The 19,063-nt window shown below is 70.2% G+C and carries 6 protein-coding genes; all 6 read right to left on the minus strand.

Translation table 11 applies throughout. From position 1 onward, the window contains the following. Positions 1-81: 81 nt before the first annotated feature. The 6 genes from ACH4SI_RS16920 to ACH4SI_RS16945 are packed head-to-tail and all read right to left on the minus strand — an operon-like array spanning position 82 to position 18,813. Positions 82-1,302, minus strand: a complete 1,221-nt coding sequence (locus ACH4SI_RS16920; protein ID WP_398296483.1) for a cytochrome P450 — start codon at positions 1,300-1,302, stop codon at positions 82-84. After that, positions 1,299-3,275, minus strand: coding sequence for an amino acid adenylation domain-containing protein (locus ACH4SI_RS16925; RefSeq protein WP_398296484.1), 1,977 nt, complete (start codon positions 3,273-3,275; stop codon positions 1,299-1,301). Before ACH4SI_RS16925 ends, ACH4SI_RS16920 begins: the two co-directional genes overlap by 4 nt. Beyond that, positions 3,268-4,563, minus strand: a complete 1,296-nt coding sequence (locus tag ACH4SI_RS16930) for a cytochrome P450 (protein WP_398296485.1) — start codon at positions 4,561-4,563, stop codon at positions 3,268-3,270. Before ACH4SI_RS16930 ends, ACH4SI_RS16925 begins: the two co-directional genes overlap by 8 nt. Continuing rightward, positions 4,563-10,607 (minus strand): type I polyketide synthase, encoded by a 6,045-nt coding sequence (locus ACH4SI_RS16935; protein ID WP_398296486.1) that lies wholly within the window; start codon positions 10,605-10,607, stop codon positions 4,563-4,565. Before ACH4SI_RS16935 ends, ACH4SI_RS16930 begins: the two co-directional genes overlap by 1 nt. Then, the gene (locus tag ACH4SI_RS16940; RefSeq protein WP_398296487.1) at positions 10,604-17,017 is read right to left on the minus strand and encodes an amino acid adenylation domain-containing protein; all 6,414 of its coding nucleotides are present in this window, start codon (positions 17,015-17,017) and stop codon (positions 10,604-10,606) included. The genes ACH4SI_RS16935 and ACH4SI_RS16940 overlap by 4 nt, the downstream gene beginning before the upstream one ends. Next, positions 17,014-18,813 (minus strand): acyl-CoA dehydrogenase family protein, encoded by a 1,800-nt coding sequence (locus tag ACH4SI_RS16945; protein WP_398296488.1) that lies wholly within the window; start codon positions 18,811-18,813, stop codon positions 17,014-17,016. Before ACH4SI_RS16945 ends, ACH4SI_RS16940 begins: the two co-directional genes overlap by 4 nt. Between the last annotated feature and the right edge of the window lie 250 nt (positions 18,814-19,063).

Genomic DNA, 19,063 nt, shown 5'->3' on the forward strand with positions numbered 1-19,063 from the left:
CGCATCTCTCATCTGTACGAGAGGCACTCTTATACCTCAGCTTCGATGAGAACTCACGGCAGTCGCCTCCCGCGACGCGGCTCAGTCGGCAGCCGTCATGGTGAGGGGAAGGCTGGTGGTGCCCCGGATGAAGTTCGACCGCAGGCGCCGTACCGGGCCGGAGACCGTGAAGGATATCCGCCGGTCGGTCATGTGCCGTACCAGGATGCCGAGTTCGACCTGAGCCAGCATCGCACCGATGCAGCGATGGATACCAACGCCGAACGACAGGTGCCGGTTCGGCGTACGGGTGATGTCGAAGGTGTCCGGATCGGGAAAGCGGGTCTCGTCGAAGTTCCCCGAGGCGTTCCACAGGGTCACGGTGTCACCGTCCTGGATCAACCGACCGTCGATGGTGAATTCGCGGACGGCCTGGCGCATGACGTAGGCGTTGGTCGAACTCCAGCGGAGCATTTCGTTGACCGCGCTGTCCGTGAGTTCCGGGTCGGCCTGGAGAAGTGCCTTCTGCGCCGGGTTCTGGTGCAGCGCGAGAATGCCGGCGCAGGCCGTGTACGAGGAGGTCTCGTTGCCGCCGACGGCGACGTTCAAGCAGTTGAAGAGGATGTCCTCCTCCGGCCAGGGGCGTCCGTTCCGCCGGGCTTTCAGAAGCATGCTGACGAGGTCGTCCTTCGGGTTCTTCCTGCGATCCGCCAGAAGTTCCGCGAAGAATTCGAAGATTTCGGCTTGGACCACCGCGAGCCCGATCCGTTCGTCCTCCCCGGGGTCGACGAAGACCGGGTCCCGGAAGCCGATCATGCGCCGGGTCATGCCGATGAGCTCATGGGCGTCGGTGTGGGAGACGCCCATCATGGTCATGATGGCGCCGGCCGGGAGCTCCGTGGCGATGTCGGTGGCGAAGTCACAGCCGCCGTCGGCCACGGCGCGGCGCACCGCGGTATCCACCAGAGTGGTCACCTGGTGAGCGATCCGTCGCAGCATCCCGTTGCTGAAGGCACGGTGCACCTGCTGGCGGATGTGTCGCTGGCGCGGGAGGTCGGAGGCCACGAGCATCCGGCCGGCGGAGGGATCAGCGGTGCTGCGGAACGATCCGCCCAGCATGGGGCCGCCCTCGGAGCTGAGCGAGGTGTGATCGTTGTACGCCGTCTCGATGTCCGCGTACCTGGTGAGCGCCCAGAAGCCGCCGCCGTCGGGGAGCGGGTGCCAGTGCACCGGGTCGTTCTCCCGCAGCTGGCGGAAGATCATCGGGGCGTCCTCGCCGAGGAACAGTTCGGGGTCGGTGAGGTCGATCGTGGGCGTGGTCATACGAGATCGTCCTCCTTCTCGGACAGCACGGGACCGGTTTTGGAGCGGACCAGATCGGCAAGTGCCGCCAGCTCACTGGTCACCAGGATTTCCCGGTTGCTCACCTCCACGCCCAGTTCCTTGACGATCCGCCGTCGGAGCCGGAAGGCCTGGAGGGAGTTGCCGCCCAGAGCGAAGAAGTCATCGGTGAGGCCGACCTCGTCCACCGAGATCAGGTCCTTCCAGAAGTCGGCGAGCCGGATCTCCACCGGGTCACTCGGTGCCACCCGGTCGGCGCGGTGCTTCTGGTGTTCCGTCACGATCTCCCGCAGCCGTCCCAGATCCCGCTTGCCGCGGTCGTTGGAGGGCATCTCCGGGATGCTGATGAAGGCGCTGGGAACCATGTACTCGGGCATCGAGGACGCGGCCGCTTCACGCAGGTCGGCGAAGGAACTGTCGCCGTACAGCACCACGAGTGCGGCGAGATAGCGGTCGACGCCCTCTCCTCCCACGAGCACGGCCACATCACGCACATGGTGGTGACGGGCCAACTGGCGTTCGACCTCTCTCGGCTCGACCCGGTAGCCGCGTACTTTGACCTGGTCGTCCGCCCTGCCGACATAGCGCAGCAGTCCGTCCTCCCCGCGTACCGCCAGATCCCCGGTGGCGTACAGCCGGCCGCCCGGAGTGCCGTAGGGGTCGGGAAGAAACCTCTCCGCTGTCAGTCCCGGCTGGCCGTGGTAGCCACGGGCCACGCCCGGGCCCCCGATGTGGAGTTGCCCGACGGCACCCGGTGTCACCTCGTCAAGATTGTCGTCCAGGACGTACAGGCCGATCCCCTCCAGCGCGCGGCCGATCGGCACGCTGCCGTCGTGTTCCGCATCGGTGACCGGGTGGGCCGAGCAGGCTGTGGCCGCCTCAGTGGGGCCGTACAGGTTGACCAGTTGCCCGGTGAAGCCTGCCGCGAGCAGGTCACGGCAGGAGCCCGGCGACACCACGTCGCCGCCGGTGGCGAGGATCCGGAGTGAGGAGAAGGTCTCCGGTTGCTCATGGGCCAGATGGTTGAAGGCCAGCGTCGGTACGAGCATGGCGGTGATCCGGCGCTGCTTCAGCTCGCGCCGCATGTCGCCGCTGATCAGGTCCGGCATGGTGGGCAGGGTCACCACTTCGGCGCCTGCCGCGAAAGCGCACCAGGTCTCCCAGTGGAAGGCGTCGAAGGCGAGGTTCGAGACATGGCCGACCCGGTCTTGCGGAGTGAGCGCGGGCAGCGCCGGGTTTTCGGCGAACTGGACCAAGTTGCGGTGTTCCAGGAGCACCGCCTTCGGTATTCCCGTGGATCCGGAGGTGAACAGCACACTCGCGGCCTGCCGGGGCGTGGCCGCCGCGGCGGGCCCGGGCTTCGGATCGGCGTGGTCGTCCGCCACGTACTCCATGACCCGTGCCGTGGCCAGATCGTCCAGCCGGCCTGTCATCTCCGGGTGGGTGATCACCACAGAGGCGCCGCTTCGGTCGATCAGCAGACGCAGCCGCTCGTCGGGGGCCGCCGGGTCCAGCGGCACATACGCGGCCCCGGTCTTGAGGGCGGCCAGCAGGACGACGAACGGGGCGACCCCGCGGGGCAGCAGATAGGCGATGTGGTCGCCGGGGCGGACGCCGCGTGCGAGGAGTGCCTGGGCGAGCCCGTCCGAGCGCCGGTTGAGCGCGGTGTAGGTGTAGCTGAACTCGCGGTCGGAGACCGCGGGCCTGGCCGGATGGCGTTTCACCGTACGGCTGAAGAGTTCCAGCAGGGTGCCCTCGTTGCCTTCCGGCGGGGCGAGGGCGCCGGGGAGCCGTTCACGGCCGCGCCGGTCGGCCTCTGCCAGGCAGGAGGCGTGACTGCCCTGATGGCCGGTCGGCCGCCAGCCCGCTGGGACCGGCCGGGTCACGGGCCAGACGCTGAGGTCGCCCTCGGTGTTCTCGACCAGCGAGTGGTTCGCGGAGCCGCTGTCAGGCATGGACGTTCTCTCCTGCTCGGTGGGGGGAGGCTGCCGGCACTTCCGCCGACAGGGACGGGATGTCGACCCGGATCCGGAATTCCTCCGCCATACGGAGGAATCCGGGGCGCCACCGCAGGTTTTCCGGTTCCGTGGCGAGGGCTATCCGTGGGTAACGTCGCAGCAGGGTTCCGATGGCGCACTCAGCTTCGATCTTGGCCAGCCTGGCTCCGAGGCAGTAGTGGATGCCGTGGCCGAAGCCCAGATGGGTGGTGCCGGGCGACCTGGTGATGTCGAAGCGGTCCGGGTCGCGAAATGCCCGTGGGTCGCGGTTGGCAGCGGCGGTGGCGATGATGACGGACGAGCCCTTGGGGATGGTCACCCCGCCGATCTCGATGTCCTCCAGGGCGACCCTGTTGATGCCCGGGTTGATCGGCCCGTCGTAGCGCATCACCTCGTCCGTCATGGAGGACAGCAGCCCGTGGTCGGCGCGCAGGGCGGCCATCTGCTGGGGGTTCAGGTGCAGGGCGAGGACCGCGTTGATGATCAACTGCACGGTGGTCTCGTGCCCGGCGAAGATCATCAGGCCGGCCATCGCGACCAGTTCCTCCTCGGAGAGCCGACCGCCCTCCTCGGTGGAGTGGATGAGATCACTGAGCATGTCGTCGCGGGGATCGTCGCGTTTGTCGGCCAGCAGTTGTCGCACATAGCCGTCGAACGCCTCCAGGTTCCGGATGGTCTCACGGGCCCACTCGTCGTCGTCCATGAAGCCCGCGAGCACCGCGGCCGCGCCGCGGAACACCTCGACGCCGTCCGCCGGCACGCCCAGCAGGGTGCACACCATACGGATGGAGAGCGGGTAGGCGAGTGTCTCCAGCAGGTCGAACTCGTCCTGCCCGGCCACCGCGTCCAGCAGGGTGTCGGTGACTTCCTGAACCGTCGGTCGCAACGCCTCCATGCGCTTGGCGCTGAACGCCCTGACGACCAGCTTGCGCAGCCGGGTGTGGTCGGGCGGGTCGAGGTTGGCCATCGCCCGGCCCTGTACGGCTTCGGCCCGCTTGATCGCTTCGGTGACCAGGCCGGTTTCCGGTCCCTGGGGGTTCTCGCCCTGGCCCATGACGGCGAAGAGGTCGCTGCTGAACCGGAGGTCGTTGAGCGCCGCCAGTGCCTCGTCGTAGCGGGTGATCAGCCAGCGTGGCCGTCCCAGGCCGTCAAGGAACTCGGCCCGCTGGACCGGGGCTTCCTCCCGCATACGGTGGAGAAGCGGAAAGGGGTCGGCGTTGAACGTTTTCGGGTCGATCGTCACCATCAGTGATTCTCTTTCTGCGATACGGGGTCGTGCTGCCGCAGGGCCCGGTTGAGATGTCCGGCGAGGTCCGGGGCGTTGCGGCCGTCCATCACGGTCCAGTGGTCACCGGCAATCGATCGGACCTCCACGGCGGTGTAGAGGCTGCTCAGGTCGCGGCGCAGCCGCAGGCGGGCGCGCTCGTTCACCCCGGCCTTGAGGATGACGGCGGGGCAGCGGACCGGTTGGGGGACGTAGCGCAACATCGCATCGATGCTGCGGTTGTGCACGGAGACGAAGTTGCCGGCCGTCTTCTCGTGCCGTCCGGCCCTGGCCCGCTGCCTGCGCCAGCGGGTCACGTCCGCGATACGGAGTATCCGGTCTTCCGGCTCTGAGCTGTCCGCGCTTACCGTCGGCTGCGCGCCGCCGAACCCGAACACCGCCTGGGTCTTGTAGACCAGGCCGCCGAGGAGGAAGCTGGGCTGGGTGGCCATGGGCATTCCGCCGGTGTTCGGGAGATAACCGTCCACCCCGATCAGCACGGCGACTTCTCCGCCGTCGGTGATGATCTGACGGGCGATCTCGTGGCTGAGCATCATGCCGAACGACCACCCGCCGAGCAGATACGGGCCGTCCGGTTGGATGCTCCGGATCAGCTGGACATGGTGGTCCGCGATGTCTTGCAGCCGATTCAGCGGCGCGCGTCCGTCGTGCAGACCTGGGGTCTCCAGGCCGTAGAAGGGGCGGTCGCCGATATGTTTGGCGAGTCCGCGGTAGCACAGGGCGCTGCCCGCAGCTGGGGCGGAGAAGAAGAGCGGGGTGCCCTGGCCGGTGTCGTTCAGCACCATGAGGTTCGGTGTGCCGGCCAGTGTGGTGGCGGCCGTAGCCGACCGGTGCGGTGCGGTCTGTGGCTGTGGCCGGTGCTGTTCCGGCCGCGGTGTGCCGGGCTGCGGGCGCGGTGCGGAGCCGACCAGGCCCGCCAGGTATCCGTAGGTCGGGTTACGGGTGAAGTCGGACATCGGCACCTGTATCCCGCAGACATCCCGTACCCGGGCCAGCAGATGGACCGCGGCGAGCGACTCGCCCCCGAGGGCGAAGAAGTCGTCCTCGGGCCGGGCCTGCGGCACACCCAGTTCGTGACGCCACAGCTCCTCCAGGGCGGCGGTGGTCCCGCCCGGGGCGGCGTCGGCCGGGGCCGGCTCCACCGCCTCGGCGGCCGGGGCCGTCGGCGGGGCTTCTTCCGCGCGGAGGGTGTCGGCCGGCGCCGAACGCGCGGGCCGCGGGGCTTCCGGGACGTCGGCCGGGGCCATGGCCGGTGTGGCGGAGGCCGGGACGGTGTCCGGAATCTCCGGTGCGCGCAGCCGGACCGTGCGCGGCAGCCAGGGTTGGCCCAGTGCCTGCGGCAGCGCGCCGAGTACCGCGGAGCCGAACCGGTCGGCGTGCAGATGTGTCCAGTCCGCGTTCGCCGGGGAGTCCAGCAGGGCGCGGGTGGCCCCGTCCAGCGGGCCGGTGCTCAGCAGCACGCCCGGGGTGGCCGCGAGTGGCCCTTCGGAACGTAGGGACTTCCAGCGGTCAGTGGCGTCGAGTGCCGCCCGCTCGTCGGGCGAGCGCAGCACGGACAGCACGAGATCCGCGTCGGAGGCGAGCGGCGTGTCGGGGTCCTCGTCCGCCGTGGGGGAGGGCGCCGCGATCATCAGCGTATGGTCCGAGGGGACGCCGTCCGGGACCACAGTGATCTCCGGCAGTCCCGACTCCGCGAGGGCCCGCTGCCAGGTCGCCGTGTCCAGGACGATCGAGGTGCTCCGCATGTCGTCGTCGAAGTCCCACCAGCCCGGTGCCAGTCCCCACAGCAGATGGCTCCATCGCGTCACCTTGGTGACCTCGACGAGGGAGAGCGCGCCGGCCGGTGACAGCAGGTTCCGCAGATGCCCGAGGGCGGTATGTACCGAGGGTGCGACGTGGATGACGTTGTACGCGATGATCAGGTCGAAGCTGCCCGCCGCGAGTCCCTGTTCCACCGGGTCGCGGGTCATGTCGTAGGTGGAGAAACGCATCCCGCCGATGCCCTTGGTACGTGCGTACTTGGCGGCCCTGCGCACCAGCAGCGTACTGATGTCGGTGAAGTGGTAGTCGACATTGTCCCGGTCCTGCCAGCCTTCGAGCAGTTGCCAGGTGAACAGGCCGTGTCCGCCGCCGACCTCCAGGATCCGCAGTGGGCGGTCGCCCCAGGTCCGGTGGAGTGAACGGATCGTCTCCTGAAGGGCGTTCAGGCAGAAGCCGCCGTCGTAGATCTCCAGCCGGTTGTCCGGCAGCCAGGAGCGCAGCATGCTGTCGTCGCCGTCCGGCCAGAGCACGGCGACCGGTTCCTTCTCACCGTCGAAGACCGCGGGCAGTTCGGCGGCGATGCTGTCGAGAAGCCGGTGCAGGCCGTCCACCTCTCCGAGGCCGGCGCCCGCTGCCAGCAGTTCCTGCGGACCGGTGACGACCCGGTAGCCGTCATCGGTGCCGCTGCCCGCCGGTTCGGGCCGCAGGACGTCTTCCTCGACGAGAGAACGCAGCAGGAAGTCGAAGAAACGGGGCAGCCGGTCACCGGCGTTGAGCCGACGGCGCAGTTCGGGTCCGGCGATCCGGTCCCCCGGGCGCAGCCCGGCGCGGTCCAGGACGAAGCGGGCGATGAGGCCGCCGCAATAGCGGTCGACCGCGGCCGTCAACTCGGGCCGTTGGGAGAGCCTGGCGGCGCCGGGCCGCCAGGTCTGGGCTGCCGCGACCGCGCCGGGAGACGGCCGCGCGGGCAGGGAGCCACCGCCGAGCAGGCCATTGACCCTGACGCCCGCCGAGGCGAGGTCCGCGGCGAGCACAGTGGCGTCGGGGTCGTCGGTGACCAGCGCCACCCGGGGGGTGTCGGTCACCGGCTCGACAGGGACCGACTGGGGCAGCAGGGACCACCAGCCGCTGCCGCGCCAGGCGTAACGGGTGGCACCCGGCCAAGGGGCGGGGAGCCAGTCCGGGCGGCCGTCGTGGCCTATGTCCAGGAGCGTGGTCCGGTCCCCGGCGGCCTCCCGGTGGCTGAGCCATTCGGCAGCCGCCGACTGGACGCCGACCGGTCCCGTGCTGTCGTCCAGGACGTCGAACAGTCCCCTGCCCAGCAGCAGCAGGTGGACTCCGGCGGTACGGGCCCGGTCGGCGAGGCCGGTCAGCGCGTTCCAGTCGTCGTCGTCCGGCAGTTCGGCGACGACGACGGGCGCGGTAAGCCCGGCGAACCGGTCGTCCGTGGCCGGCAGGCCCAGTTCGGCGGCGAGTGTTTCGCCGACCGCTGCGGCGCTGGTCACGGACAGTCGCCTGGAGACCGAGGTCCAGGCGTCCGTGGTCAGTGTCGGGTGGGGTTCCGCGGCGGGGGACACGGGCTCGGGGCCGGGGCGCCCTGCCTCGGCGGGGGTGGCGGCGGTACCGGCCGTGGGGGTGGGCCGGGCGGGGAGCGGTTTCGGCTCGTAGGGGTGCGCGGGCAGTTCCGTGATGGAGGGCTCGTCCTCGTCCAGCAGCCCGGCCAGGTCGACTTCGACTCCGTACTCCCAGAGGGTGGCGCAGAGTTCCAGGACGCTTTCGGTTTCCTGGTCGGCGGCCCTTCCCAGGGCCGGGACGGCAGGGGTGGCGGTGTTCCAGCCGGGGTGCATCCGTACGGCGCGCAGCGTGCTCTGTCCGGGGCCCAGTTCGACGACGAGGTCGCAGGGGGTGTCCAGGAGCGAGCCGATGGCGCGGTGGAGCTGGACGGTACCGCGCAGATGGCCGGCCCAATGGCCGGGGTCGGTGAGCTGTCCGGGTTTCACCGGCTCGCCGGTGAGGGTGGAGACGACGACGGTGTCCCCGGTGTCCGTGGCGCCCGTGGGGGTGGTGGCCACCTGGGCCCGGAGTTCCTCGGCGGGGCCGTCCATCATCGGCGAGTGCGAGGCCCGGTCGATGTCCAGAAGCCGGCAGGACCAGCCCTCGGCGACCCAGGTCTCGTACGCCTTGGTCACCGGTTCCGGCTCGCCGGACAGCACGAGCTGATGGGGGGCGTCGATGGCGAGGGTGACGCCGTCCGGCACGTGGAGCTCCTTGCCCGGCTGCCGTACGACGGCGACCATCCGGCCGGGGGCGGCGGACAGCATCGCCCGGCCCCGCAGGCGGACCAGGGCCAGGGCGTCCGGGAGGCTCCAGATCTCGGAGAGGGCGGCGGCGACGTACTCGCCGACGCTGTTGCCCATCATCGCCGCGGGCCGCACTCCCCAGGCGCGTAGCTGACTGCCCAGCGCGTATCCGAGGGTGAACAGGGCGAGTTGCTGGAAGGTGATGTCCTCGACGGGGGCGGACCGGCCGGTGACCAGGGCTGCCAGGTCGATGTCGTAGCGTTCCAGGACGATCTGCGCGGCCTCGTCGAACACCCTGCGGAATTCGGGCAGGAGCCGGTGGGCTGCGGCTCCGGCGCCCTGGTAAAGGGTGCCGTGGCCGGGGAAGACGAAGGAGACGGCGGGGGTGGTGCCGTCGTACCGGACCGGATCGCGGGGTGTGCGCAGGGCGGCGGCGAGTGCGTCCCGGTCGGCGGCGACGACCGCCGTGCGGTGGGACAGCCTGCGTCGTCCTTCGGCCAGGGTGAAGGCCACGTCGCCGAGGCCGTCCCCGGAGGAGCCGGTAACGGACGCGGCGGGGGCGGGCGTGGCGATCGCGTCGGCGACCGATGTCCGCAGTTTCTCCAGCGCCCAGGTGCTGTTCGCGGACAGCGGGAAGACCCGAGGCCGGACGGTCTGGCCGGGCCGGACGGAGCGTGGCGCGTTCTCCAGGACCACATGGGCGTTGGTGCCGCCGATGCCGAAGGAGCTCACACCGGCGAGCAACGGCCCGTCGGTGTCCCACGGCTGTACCTCGGTGGCGATCCGGAAAGGGCTCTGCGCCAGGTCCAGGTCCGGGTTGGGCGAGCGGTAGTGCACCGTCGGGGCGATCTCCCGGTGGCGGAGCTGAAGGACGGTCTTGATCAGTCCGGCGACCCCGGCGGCCGCGCCGGTGTGGCCGATGTTGCTCTTCACCGCGCCGAGCCAGGTGGTGCCCACGCGGTCGGTGCTTTCCCGGAAGGCCGAGGTGAGTGCCGCCACCTCGATCGGGTCGCCGACCTTGGTCGCGGTGCCGTGCGCCTCGATGTAGCCGACGTCGGCGGGGTCGACGCCGGCCCTGCCCAGGGCCAGCCGGATGACGTCCCGCTGCCCGGTGACCGAGGGCGCCGTGTAGCCGACCTTGGCTCCGCCGTCGTTGTTGAGCGCCCAGCCGCGGATCACCGCGAGGACCCGGTCCCCGCTCGTCAGCGCGTCCTCCAGGCGGCGCAGTACGACCACCCCGGCCCCGCTGCTCGGCACGGTGCCGCCGCCGGCGGCGTCGAAGGGGCGGCAGTGCCCGTCCCGGGACATGATGTGGCCCTCGCTGTACTGGTAGCCCGTCCACTGGGGCAGCCGCAGCGATACTCCACCGGCCAGGGCCACGTCGCAGTCCTGCGACAGGAGGCTGCTGCATGCTTGATGGATGGCGACCAGGGAGGTGGAGCAGGCGGTCTGCACCGCCATCGCGGGGCCGTGCAGCCCCAGCTTGTAGGCGACCCTGGTGGCGACGAAGTCCTTCTCCACCCCGATCACCCGGCTCAGCAGTTCCCCCTCACCGGGTGCGTGATCCGGGGTGATGTCGCTTCCGGCGTAGACACCGATCCAGCCGTTCAGCCGGACCGGGTCGATGCCGGCGTCATCGAGGGCAGTGGACGCCACTTCCAGGAACACGCGCTGCTGCGGATCGATGGTGGCGGCCTCGGCCGGGCTGTAGCCGAAGAAGGAGTGGTCGAACCGGTCACCGCCATCGATGGTGCCGCGCACGGGGATGTAGTCGGGGTGCCGGCTCAGTGCGGGATCCACCCCGGCCGCGAGGGACTGCTCCACGGTGAACCGGGTCAGTCCTTCCCGGCCCGCCCTGAGATCCGCCCAGAAACCGGGGATGTCCGTGGACCCGGGCATGCGCGCGGCCATGCCGATGACCGCGATCTGCTGATTCGTCGTCATGAGTTTCGGTTCCTCCGGGGAGTTCCATGCGCAGCGGGCGACTGCCGCGGTGCGGGGGATCGCCAGCGGGCGGCACGTGCGTCGATGTCGTCACGGGCGGCCGGTGAGGACGCGGCCGCGCCGTCGCTTCCTGGAGTGAGGAAACGGGCGAGCTGACGTACCGTCGGGAATTCGAAGAGCCGGTGTACGGGGATCTCCCGGTCCAGTTCCTTCAGCAGACGGGCATGCAGGGTGGCCAGCTTCAGGGAGTTGCCGCCCAGGTCGAAGAAGTTGTCCGCGGCCCCGACCCGTTCGAGGTCCAGGACCGCTGCCCAGACGGCGGCGATCCGCCGTTCCAGACGATCCGAGGGCTCCACCCAGTTGCGCGCGCCCGCCAGGTCGTCACGGCCGGGCCGGGGCAGCCGGGCCACGTCGACCTTCCCGTGCGCGGTCGTGGGCAGTTCGTCGAGCCACATCAGGGCATCGGGCACCAGGTGCGCGGGCATCCGGGCCGCGAGCCCGTCCAGGACACGCCGGGTGTCCCGGCCGCCAGGGGCGGCGGGGACCACATGGGCGACCAGGGTCGTCGCGTCCCCCGACACGTAGGCGCGCTGCACCAGGGGATCGGCGAGCAGTCCCGCCTCGACCTCCTGGGGTTCGATCCGGTGACCGCGCACCTTGAGCTGGCGGTCCATACGGCCGAGGAACTCCAGTGTCCCGTCCTCCCGCCAGCGGGCCCGGTCACCGGTCCGGTAGACGGGGCCCGGGGCTCCGTCGGGGCCGGTCGGCAGGAACCGCTCCCGGGTCAGCTCCGGGTTGCCCCGGTACTCCAGGGCGATGCCGACCCCGCCGATGAGAAGTTCACCGATCACTCCGGGCGGGCAGCGGCGCCCGGCCGGGTCCACGACGTATACCGACTTGCCGGCGATCGGGCGGCCGATGATGTTCAGCGGCGCGTCCTCGGGTGTCGGGCCGGGCTGCCAGGTGGCGACCACACTGCCTTCCGTGGGCCCGTAGTTGTTGGCGACCCGGTAGCCGAGACCGGCGGGCGGGCGCCGGGTCTGGGCAGCGGCGGCGAACAGCATCCAGCGCAGCGCGGGAAGGTCTGCTCCGGTTCCCCACACCGCCTCTGCGACCGGAGTGGACAGATAGGTCATGGTGATGCGCCGCTCGGCGAGCCACGGTGCCAACTCGGGCACCACGACGCGCTCCTCGTGGGCCACCACACAGGCTCCGGCGGCCAGATAGGGCCAGATCTCCCACTGGGTGGCGTCGAAGCCCACGCTGGACAGATGGCTCGCCCGGTCCCGGGGCGTCACGTCGTACGCCTCGGCGTGCCACAGGGCGAGCTGGGCCAGGCCGTGGTGGCTGAGTACGGCTCCCTTGGGCCGTCCGGTCGTCCCTGAGGTGTAGAGCACGTAGGCGGGCGCGTCGGGGGCAGGGGTGTGCGGCTCGGGCGCCGCGGTGTCCCTCTCGTACGCGGACGGGTCGCCGATGTCCAGGACCGGGATGCGCCCGGTGTCGGGGCGCCGGCCCGGTCCCCTGATGACGGCCCCGGCCGCGACGTCCTCGAGGGTCAGCCGGATTCGCTCGTCCGGGTAGTCCGGGTCGATCGGGCAGAATGCGCAGCCTGCGTACCAGGTGGCGAGCATGGCCGTCACCAGGTCCTCGCCACGGCCCAGGACGATGGCCACGATCGGCTCGCGTTCCTCGACGGCGACCCGGATGCGGGCGGACAACTGTAGGGCACGTGTGTGCAGTTCGCCGTAGCTGAGAACGCCCCTGGAGGATTCGACGGCCGGTGCGCCGGGCTGCTCGGAAATCCGCTCGGCCAGCAGCGCGGGCAGTGTGGTGGCCGGCGCGGCCGGTGCGCCGTTCTCGAAGGCGGTGATCCGCCGGTACTCCTCGGGGCCGAGCAGAGGCACCGCGTCGACGCGTTGCGACGGCGGGCCGCACAGTGCCTCTACCGTCCGGCCCAGCAGTCCGGCGAAGGCCCGGGAGACCTCGGCGGGAATCCGGTCGCCCCGGTACGCGATATTTCCGGTGAATCGTCCGTCTTCCTCGCGGAAGCTCACGGTCAGCGCGAACTTCGCGAGATGGTTCGCCTCCGGGTCCTCGAAGACATACGGGGTCACCTGGCCGGGGCCCACCGGCACCGGGGTCACCGGCTCCGCCTCCACCGCGAGCATGACCTCGACGTAGGGGCTCCAGCCGGGGCGGCGCGGCGGGTTGAGGCGCTCCACCACGTCCTCGAAGGGGACCTCCTGGTGGTCGATCGCGTCGAGGACGGTGTCACGCAGCCGGCCGAGGAGTTCGCCGACGGTCTCGCCCTGCCGGGTCGTGGACCGCAGCACGGCGGTGTTCAGCAGCGGCCCGATGACATCGGCGTACTCCTCATGAAGTCGCCCGGCGACCGGTGTTCCGAAGGTCACGTCGTCCTGACCGGTCCAGCCGTGCAGTGCGGCGGCGAGCGCGGCCGCGAAGACCATGGCCGGGCTCACACCGTGACGCTTCCCCAATTCCGACAAGTGGTCCGAAAGTTGAGGGGGCAGGGGTACGGGAGTCGTGCCGTTCGGCCCGGGGGTGGGGGGCGGTTCGAACCCGGGGTGGGCGGGGGCACCGTCCAGTCGGGCGGCCCAGTGGTCGAGACCCGCGGGGTCGGCCGGGCGGCCGAGCGCGTCCCGGTACTGGGGCCGCAGCGCGGGCGGCGGCCCGGAGGGGGCGAGCGACTGGGCGTAGCAGTCGGCGAGTTCGTGCAGGAAGGGGTGAGCGGAGCCGCCGTCCCAGACCAGGTGGTGGGTGTTGAGCAGGAGGAGTTGTTCCTCACCCGGCAGGTCGAACAGGGTGACGCGCAGGAGCATGCCGGAGCTCGGGTCGACGGGTTTCCGCGCGGCGGCCCGCAGCCGTTCGGTCACCTCGCGGTCCCGGTCGTGCCCGGCGATCCCGGTCAGGTCCTGGTGGGCGACCTCCGGCTGCCAGGGGGCACCGGGTTCCTGCCACAGGGCGCCGTCACGCTGGACGAAGGCGGTCCTCAGGATCTCGTTGCGCTCGGTCATCCGGTACAAGGCCGTGCGCAGGACGGCCGGGTCCAGCCGTCCTCGGACCCGCCACACCATCGGCACCTGGTAGAGGCCCCCGCCTTCGAGGAACTGTTCGTCGAACCAGATCCGCTGTTGGAAGCCGGAAGCGGGCAGCGGCCCCCCGGATGCGGTCGGCGCGGAGGCCGGTGCGGGCAGCGGTCCGTCCGCGAGCCGGTCGAAGGCGTCGGCGAAGTCCTGGAGCACCGGGTGCTCGAAGAACATCCGCAGCGGCGGTACGTCCCTGTCGAGCCGCTTGGCGATCTCCCGCAGCGTCCGGGCGGCGAGCAGGGAGTGGCCGCCGAGTTCGAAGAAGGACTGATCGGCGCCCGGGGCGCGGACCTTCAGCAGGTCCGACCAGACCTCGGCCACCGCGCGGGCGGTCGCGGTGCGCGGCGGGTCGGTGTCCTGGCCGGTCTCCAGCGGCGTTCCGGCCTCTCGCAGCCGCTTCGTGTCGATCTTCCCGTTGACCGTCAGGGGGAGGCTCTCCACGGTGAGGAACCGGGCCGGGAGCATGTAGTCGGGCAGGCGCACCGCGAGGTGACCGCGGAGGGTCGCGGTGGTGGGCGGAGTACCGTGCGGCACCAGGTACGCGACGAGTTGCTGGTCACTGCCGGGGCCTGCCTCGGGCAGGACGACGGCGCCTTCGACCGCCGGATGGTCGAGCAGCAGGGCCTCGATCTCGCCGGGTTCGATCCGGTAGCCGCGTATCTTGACCTGCTGGTCGGCCCGTCCGACGTACTCGACGGTGCCGTCCGGCAGGCGGCGGGCCAGGTCGCCGCTGCGGTACAGAGTTCCCTCGCCGAACGGGTTGGGGAGGAAGCGCTGCGCGGTCAGCTCGGGCCGGTTGAGATATCCGTCGGCGACGCCGAGACCGCCCACCCAGATCTCTCCGGTCTCGCCGGGCGCGAGCGGCTCCCGGTCGGGGCCGAGGATGAAGAGGCTGGTCGTCGGCAGCGGTACGCCGACGTTGCTGCGGCCGGTCTCGATGTCCCGTTCGGTGATCTTGCGGAAGGTGGTGTGAACGGTGACCTCGGTGATCCCGTACATGTTGACCAGGGCCGTGCGCGGGTGACGGGCGGCGAAGCCGGCGAGGTGTCCGGGATCGAGTTTCTCGCCTGCGAAGATCACGTAGCGCAGGGAGTCCAGCGGCGCCTGCCCTGTCCCGTGCACGCCGGTGAGCTGGGCGAAGGCGCTGGGTGTCTGGCTGAGTACGGTGACGTTCTCGGAGCGCAGCAGGGTGAGGAAGCGCTGCGGGTCCTGGGCCTCGTCGCTGCCCACCACCACGAGTCGTCCGCCGTGTGCGAAGCAGCCGAACATCTCCCAGACCGAGACGTCGAAGGCGTAGGAGTGGAACATCGTCCACACGTCGCCGGGACCGAAGTCGTAGGGCAGCCGGTCGTTGACCACGAGGCGCACCACATTGCGGTGAGTGATCACCACACCCTTGGGGCGCCCGGTGGTGCCGGAGGTGAAGATCACGTACGCGGGAGAGCCGGGGTCGATGTCCGGCAGTTCCCCGTCCTGTGCGTCTCGGAGCTCGTCCAGCGCGATCACCGGGCCGGTGAAGCCCGCGATGTCATGGCGCCCGTCGGTGACCAGGCAGACCGCCGCGCTGTCCTCGAGGATCATCTGATGGCGCTCCGCGGGCGCCGCCACGTCCAGCGGTACGTACACCGCTCCGGCGAACAGGGTACCGAGAACCGCTTCCACCTGTGCGATCCCGCGTGGCAGCAGCAGTCCCACCAGATCGCCGGGGCGCACGCCCCGGGCGGCGAGCCCCCGGGCGAGGGTCCCGGCGCGGTCGGTCAGCTCGGCGTAGGTCAGTTGTTGCGTGCCGTCCGAGATGGCGATCGCGTCCGGCGTGGCGGCCGCGCGTGTCCGCAGCAGTCCGGGCAGGGACGTATCCGGGAAGTCCGCGTCGGTGGCGTTCCACGCCAGTTCCTTCGCCAGCAGTGTCTCGGGTGACGGCCGGTCTGCGGCGGCGATGGAGTCCGGGGCGGTCGCACCGACCGTGCCCTCGAGGTCAGCGATGAGTTCGGCCAGTGCCACCGGGTAGGCGGCGGCCAGTTGTTCCACGGTGTCGCGTCCGACGGCCCCTGCGGGGTCTTTCCAGATCACGCTGGTGCCGCGGGGGTCCTCCCGCAGCATCACGGTCAGCGTGTGGTCGGCGTAATCCTCCGTGGCCAGCAGTCGCAGCACTGCGTCGCTGTCCGGGCCGGTCAGCCGGAGTGCGGTCAGATCGATCTCGTCCTGCGGAGGGGCGGACCAGTACTGGAAGATGACCTGGCCGACGTGGGCGCGGGCCTGCTGCCCGGTGAGTCCGGCGGCGCGCAGCAGCGCGGGATAGGGCAGGCTGCCGTGCCGGACGGCGTCACGCAGATTGTTGTGCAGGTCCCGCAGGACCTGACGGTGGCTGATGCCGGTGGGCAGCCGGTGGCGCAGCGGCAGTACGTTGGAGAAGTAGCCGACGCGGTCGCGCAGTTCCCGGGTCCTGCCGTGGTAAGGCGTGGGGACGATCAGGTCCTCCTGGCCGGTGCGGGCCCGGATGAGCAGGCAGAAGGCGGCGTACAGCGGGATCATCGGGTGCACCCTGGCGGCGGTGGCCGTCTTGTGGGCGGCGGCGATCAGTGCGGGGTCCAGGGCGACTTCGTGAAACGTGGGCTCGCCGGGCCCGCCCGGCAGCTTCAGCGGCGCGGGGAGGTCCTCGCCCAGTGTCCGGCGCCAGTGTTCCCGGTGCTTCTCGCCCTCCGGGCCGTGGGTCAGTTCGTGCTGCCTGCGGGCGAACTCGGCGTGGGGCGCGGTGTTATCGGCGGGGCCGAGGTCTTTCCCGGCGTAGGCGTCCCGGAAGGCGGCCAGGAACGGGCCGCAGGCGCGTCCGTCGAAGACGATGTGGTGGACGTCGATGAGCAGGACCACGTAGTCGGGCCCGTGCAGCACCTGGATCCGGGCCAGCGGCCCCTGGCGGAGGTCGAAGCGGGCCGCGCCGTGACGGCTCACCATCTCGGCCCGCGGGCTGTCCGTCCGCACCTCGGTGACCGGGATGGCGGGGGCGTCGTCCCAGCGCAGTTCGGTCTCGTCCCCGCTCTCCACGATCCTGCCGCGCAGCATCGGGAAGCGTTGCCCGAGCGACGCCGCCGCCGCGTGGACCCGTTGAAGGTCCAGGTGGCCCTCATCGAGCAGCATCGGCATGTGGATGATGTGACTGGACCGGTCCGGGTCGACCTGCCAGTGCACCCAGACGGCCTGCTGGTCGACGGAGAGTGGAAGCCGGTGGCCGGGGGTGGTCGCCGTGCCGGTCCGGGAGGCTCCCGGCGACGGGCTCTCCTCGCGCCGGCTCTTTTCCTTCTTCATCGCTCCCCCGGGTGGGTATCGGCGGTGGGCGGTATATCGGTGATCACACCTGTGAGCAGGGAGGCGTACGTGTCGTCGCCACTGAGCCAGGCGTCGCTCACGGCGGCGTGATCGGGGCCGGCCGTCACGGGCTCGGCCTGCCGCCACAGGCCGGCCAGGCGGTCCCTGGCGTGCGCGCAGTAGACGGCCGCGAGGTCCTGGGCCTCGGTGCGGCCCTCGTGGTGCAGGCGTGCTGCCTTGGCCAGGACCACGGACATGGTCAGGATCTCGTCGGCGATCCGGCTGAACGCGATGAGGCGGTGCTGGTGTTCGTACAGTCCCGGCGCGGGATGGTCAGCGGCGAACTTCTGGCAGGCGGTGCCGAGGCGCCGGGTCTCGGCCGCGGCGAATCGCAGGTGGTCCGCGTTCAACGGGTCGAGGCCGTCGGTGCACGGTTGTTGTCCGCCGTCCTGCGAGAGGGCGGCCGATTGCCTGGCATGGTCCGGTCCGTAATAGGAGAACTGACTCATGCGGGCGGCCCAGAATTGGAGCAGGAATGACACTCCCCCGGAGATCCGGAGGTTTCTGGCGTCCCGGTAGAAGCGTTCCAGCGGAAGGGCCGGTGCGCCGCGCCGCGCTTTGCTGGGAGCTGTCTCGAACCCCTCTCCGGCCAGCAGATCCATGGTGCGGTCGGCGACTCGCCAGCAGATCTCCGCGCTGATCGCTTTGGTGACGTTCTGTTCGAACGCCACGTTGAGCCCGAGATCGGGTTGGTCGGCGGGGATCAGACTCCATTCGGCGAGCGCCTGGATCGCGAAGACATCGGCCATGGTGGAAGAGACCATGTGCTGGATTTCTTCCCGGGCACCCAGTGGGCGGCCGTCGATCGTGCGCCGGTTGACGAAGTTCCTGGACCATTCCAGGCAGAGTTTGGAGATGGCGAGTGAGGGGGCGGTGATCAGATGCAGTCGGCCCCGGACCACGGCCATGGTGAGTTCCGCGGTGATGCGTACCTCGGTGTCCGGGTCGACCTCGACGATCATGCGTTCGCGGGGCACTCGAACGCCGTCCAGCACCAGTGCCGCATTGGGGAAGCCTTTGACCCCCATGAACTCGTGGCGTGAGCGGATGCTGAACCCCGGGTCGGAGGTCTCCACGAAGAACAGCCGGGGCCGGTCCTGCCCGTCCTCGTCGAGCATCGCGGAGACGGTCACGATGTCCGCGATGGGGCCGTTGCCGATGTGGATCTTCTCACCCGTCAGGAGGAAGGTTTCCCCGTCGTCGGTGGGAACAGCGCGGGTCTGCCGGGCGCTGTTCGAGGCGCCGGCGGGCTCGGTGTCGGCGGAACCGGAGATGATGCCGTCCAGCAGTCGCTCTTCGACGTAGGAGTGCAGTTCGCCGGGCGGCAGCGCCCGCAGGTATGTTCCGGAGCCGACGGCTGTCTGGATCCCGAGGACCAACGCGACCGGCACCGACCAGCTCGCCGCCGCCTGGACGACCCGGAAGGTGTTGTAGCTCGAGAGACCCAGGCCGCCTATGTCCGGGGAGTCCTGGAGATTCAGGAATCCGGTGCGGCGCAGCTCCTCGAGCAGCCCTTCCGGGAGTTCCCGGGTGGCGTCGACGGCGGTGGGGTTCACCCGGTTCCTGAGGATATCTGTCAGGCGTTCCACTGCCGCGTCTCCCGCCTTCTCATCAGCGGAATCCTGTGCAACGAAATTACTTATCATGTCCCAATCGAGCCGACCCTGGTAGATCCCCTCCAGGAAGCTCGGAACCCCGTGCCGATGGAATAGGTTAACCGATTTGCTGTCACTCACTCCGGACCCTGCCTATGACGATGGTTCCTGCCCTCAGGCCAATTACATATAACTCTAGCCAGAGATTTTCGAGCCCTTCGTGTCCACTTATGCACACTCTGGATGTTTAGAACGAGCCAGAAGGGGAATTGGGGACTCCGTAAATTTTGTTCACCATGCGTTCGACCAAACGTCAGATACCAGCAGGAAAGATTGGTACGCGGCACGGCTGGGGCCCGGCGTCCGGTCAGCTCGGCCCCGGGACGAACAG

This window comes from Streptomyces sp. NPDC021212 (genome assembly GCF_044332925.1).
GTDB lineage: Bacteria > Actinomycetota > Actinomycetes > Streptomycetales > Streptomycetaceae > Streptomyces.

What these genes read in the sequence shown, in the direction of transcription:
- ACH4SI_RS16930 (WP_398296485.1), bottom strand. Translation starts at nt 4,563, where the DNA reads ATGGTGACGATCGACCCGAAAACGTTCAACGCCGACCCCTTTCCGCTT.
- ACH4SI_RS16940 (WP_398296487.1), bottom strand. Translation starts at nt 17,017, where the DNA reads ATGAAGAAGGAAAAGAGCCGGCGCGAGGAGAGCCCGTCGCCGGGAGCC.
- ACH4SI_RS16920 (WP_398296483.1), bottom strand. Translation starts at nt 1,302, where the DNA reads ATGACCACGCCCACGATCGACCTCACCGACCCCGAACTGTTCCTCGGC.
- ACH4SI_RS16925 (WP_398296484.1), bottom strand. Translation starts at nt 3,275, where the DNA reads ATGCCTGACAGCGGCTCCGCGAACCACTCGCTGGTCGAGAACACCGAG.
- ACH4SI_RS16935 (WP_398296486.1), bottom strand. Translation starts at nt 10,607, where the DNA reads ATGACGACGAATCAGCAGATCGCGGTCATCGGCATGGCCGCGCGCATG.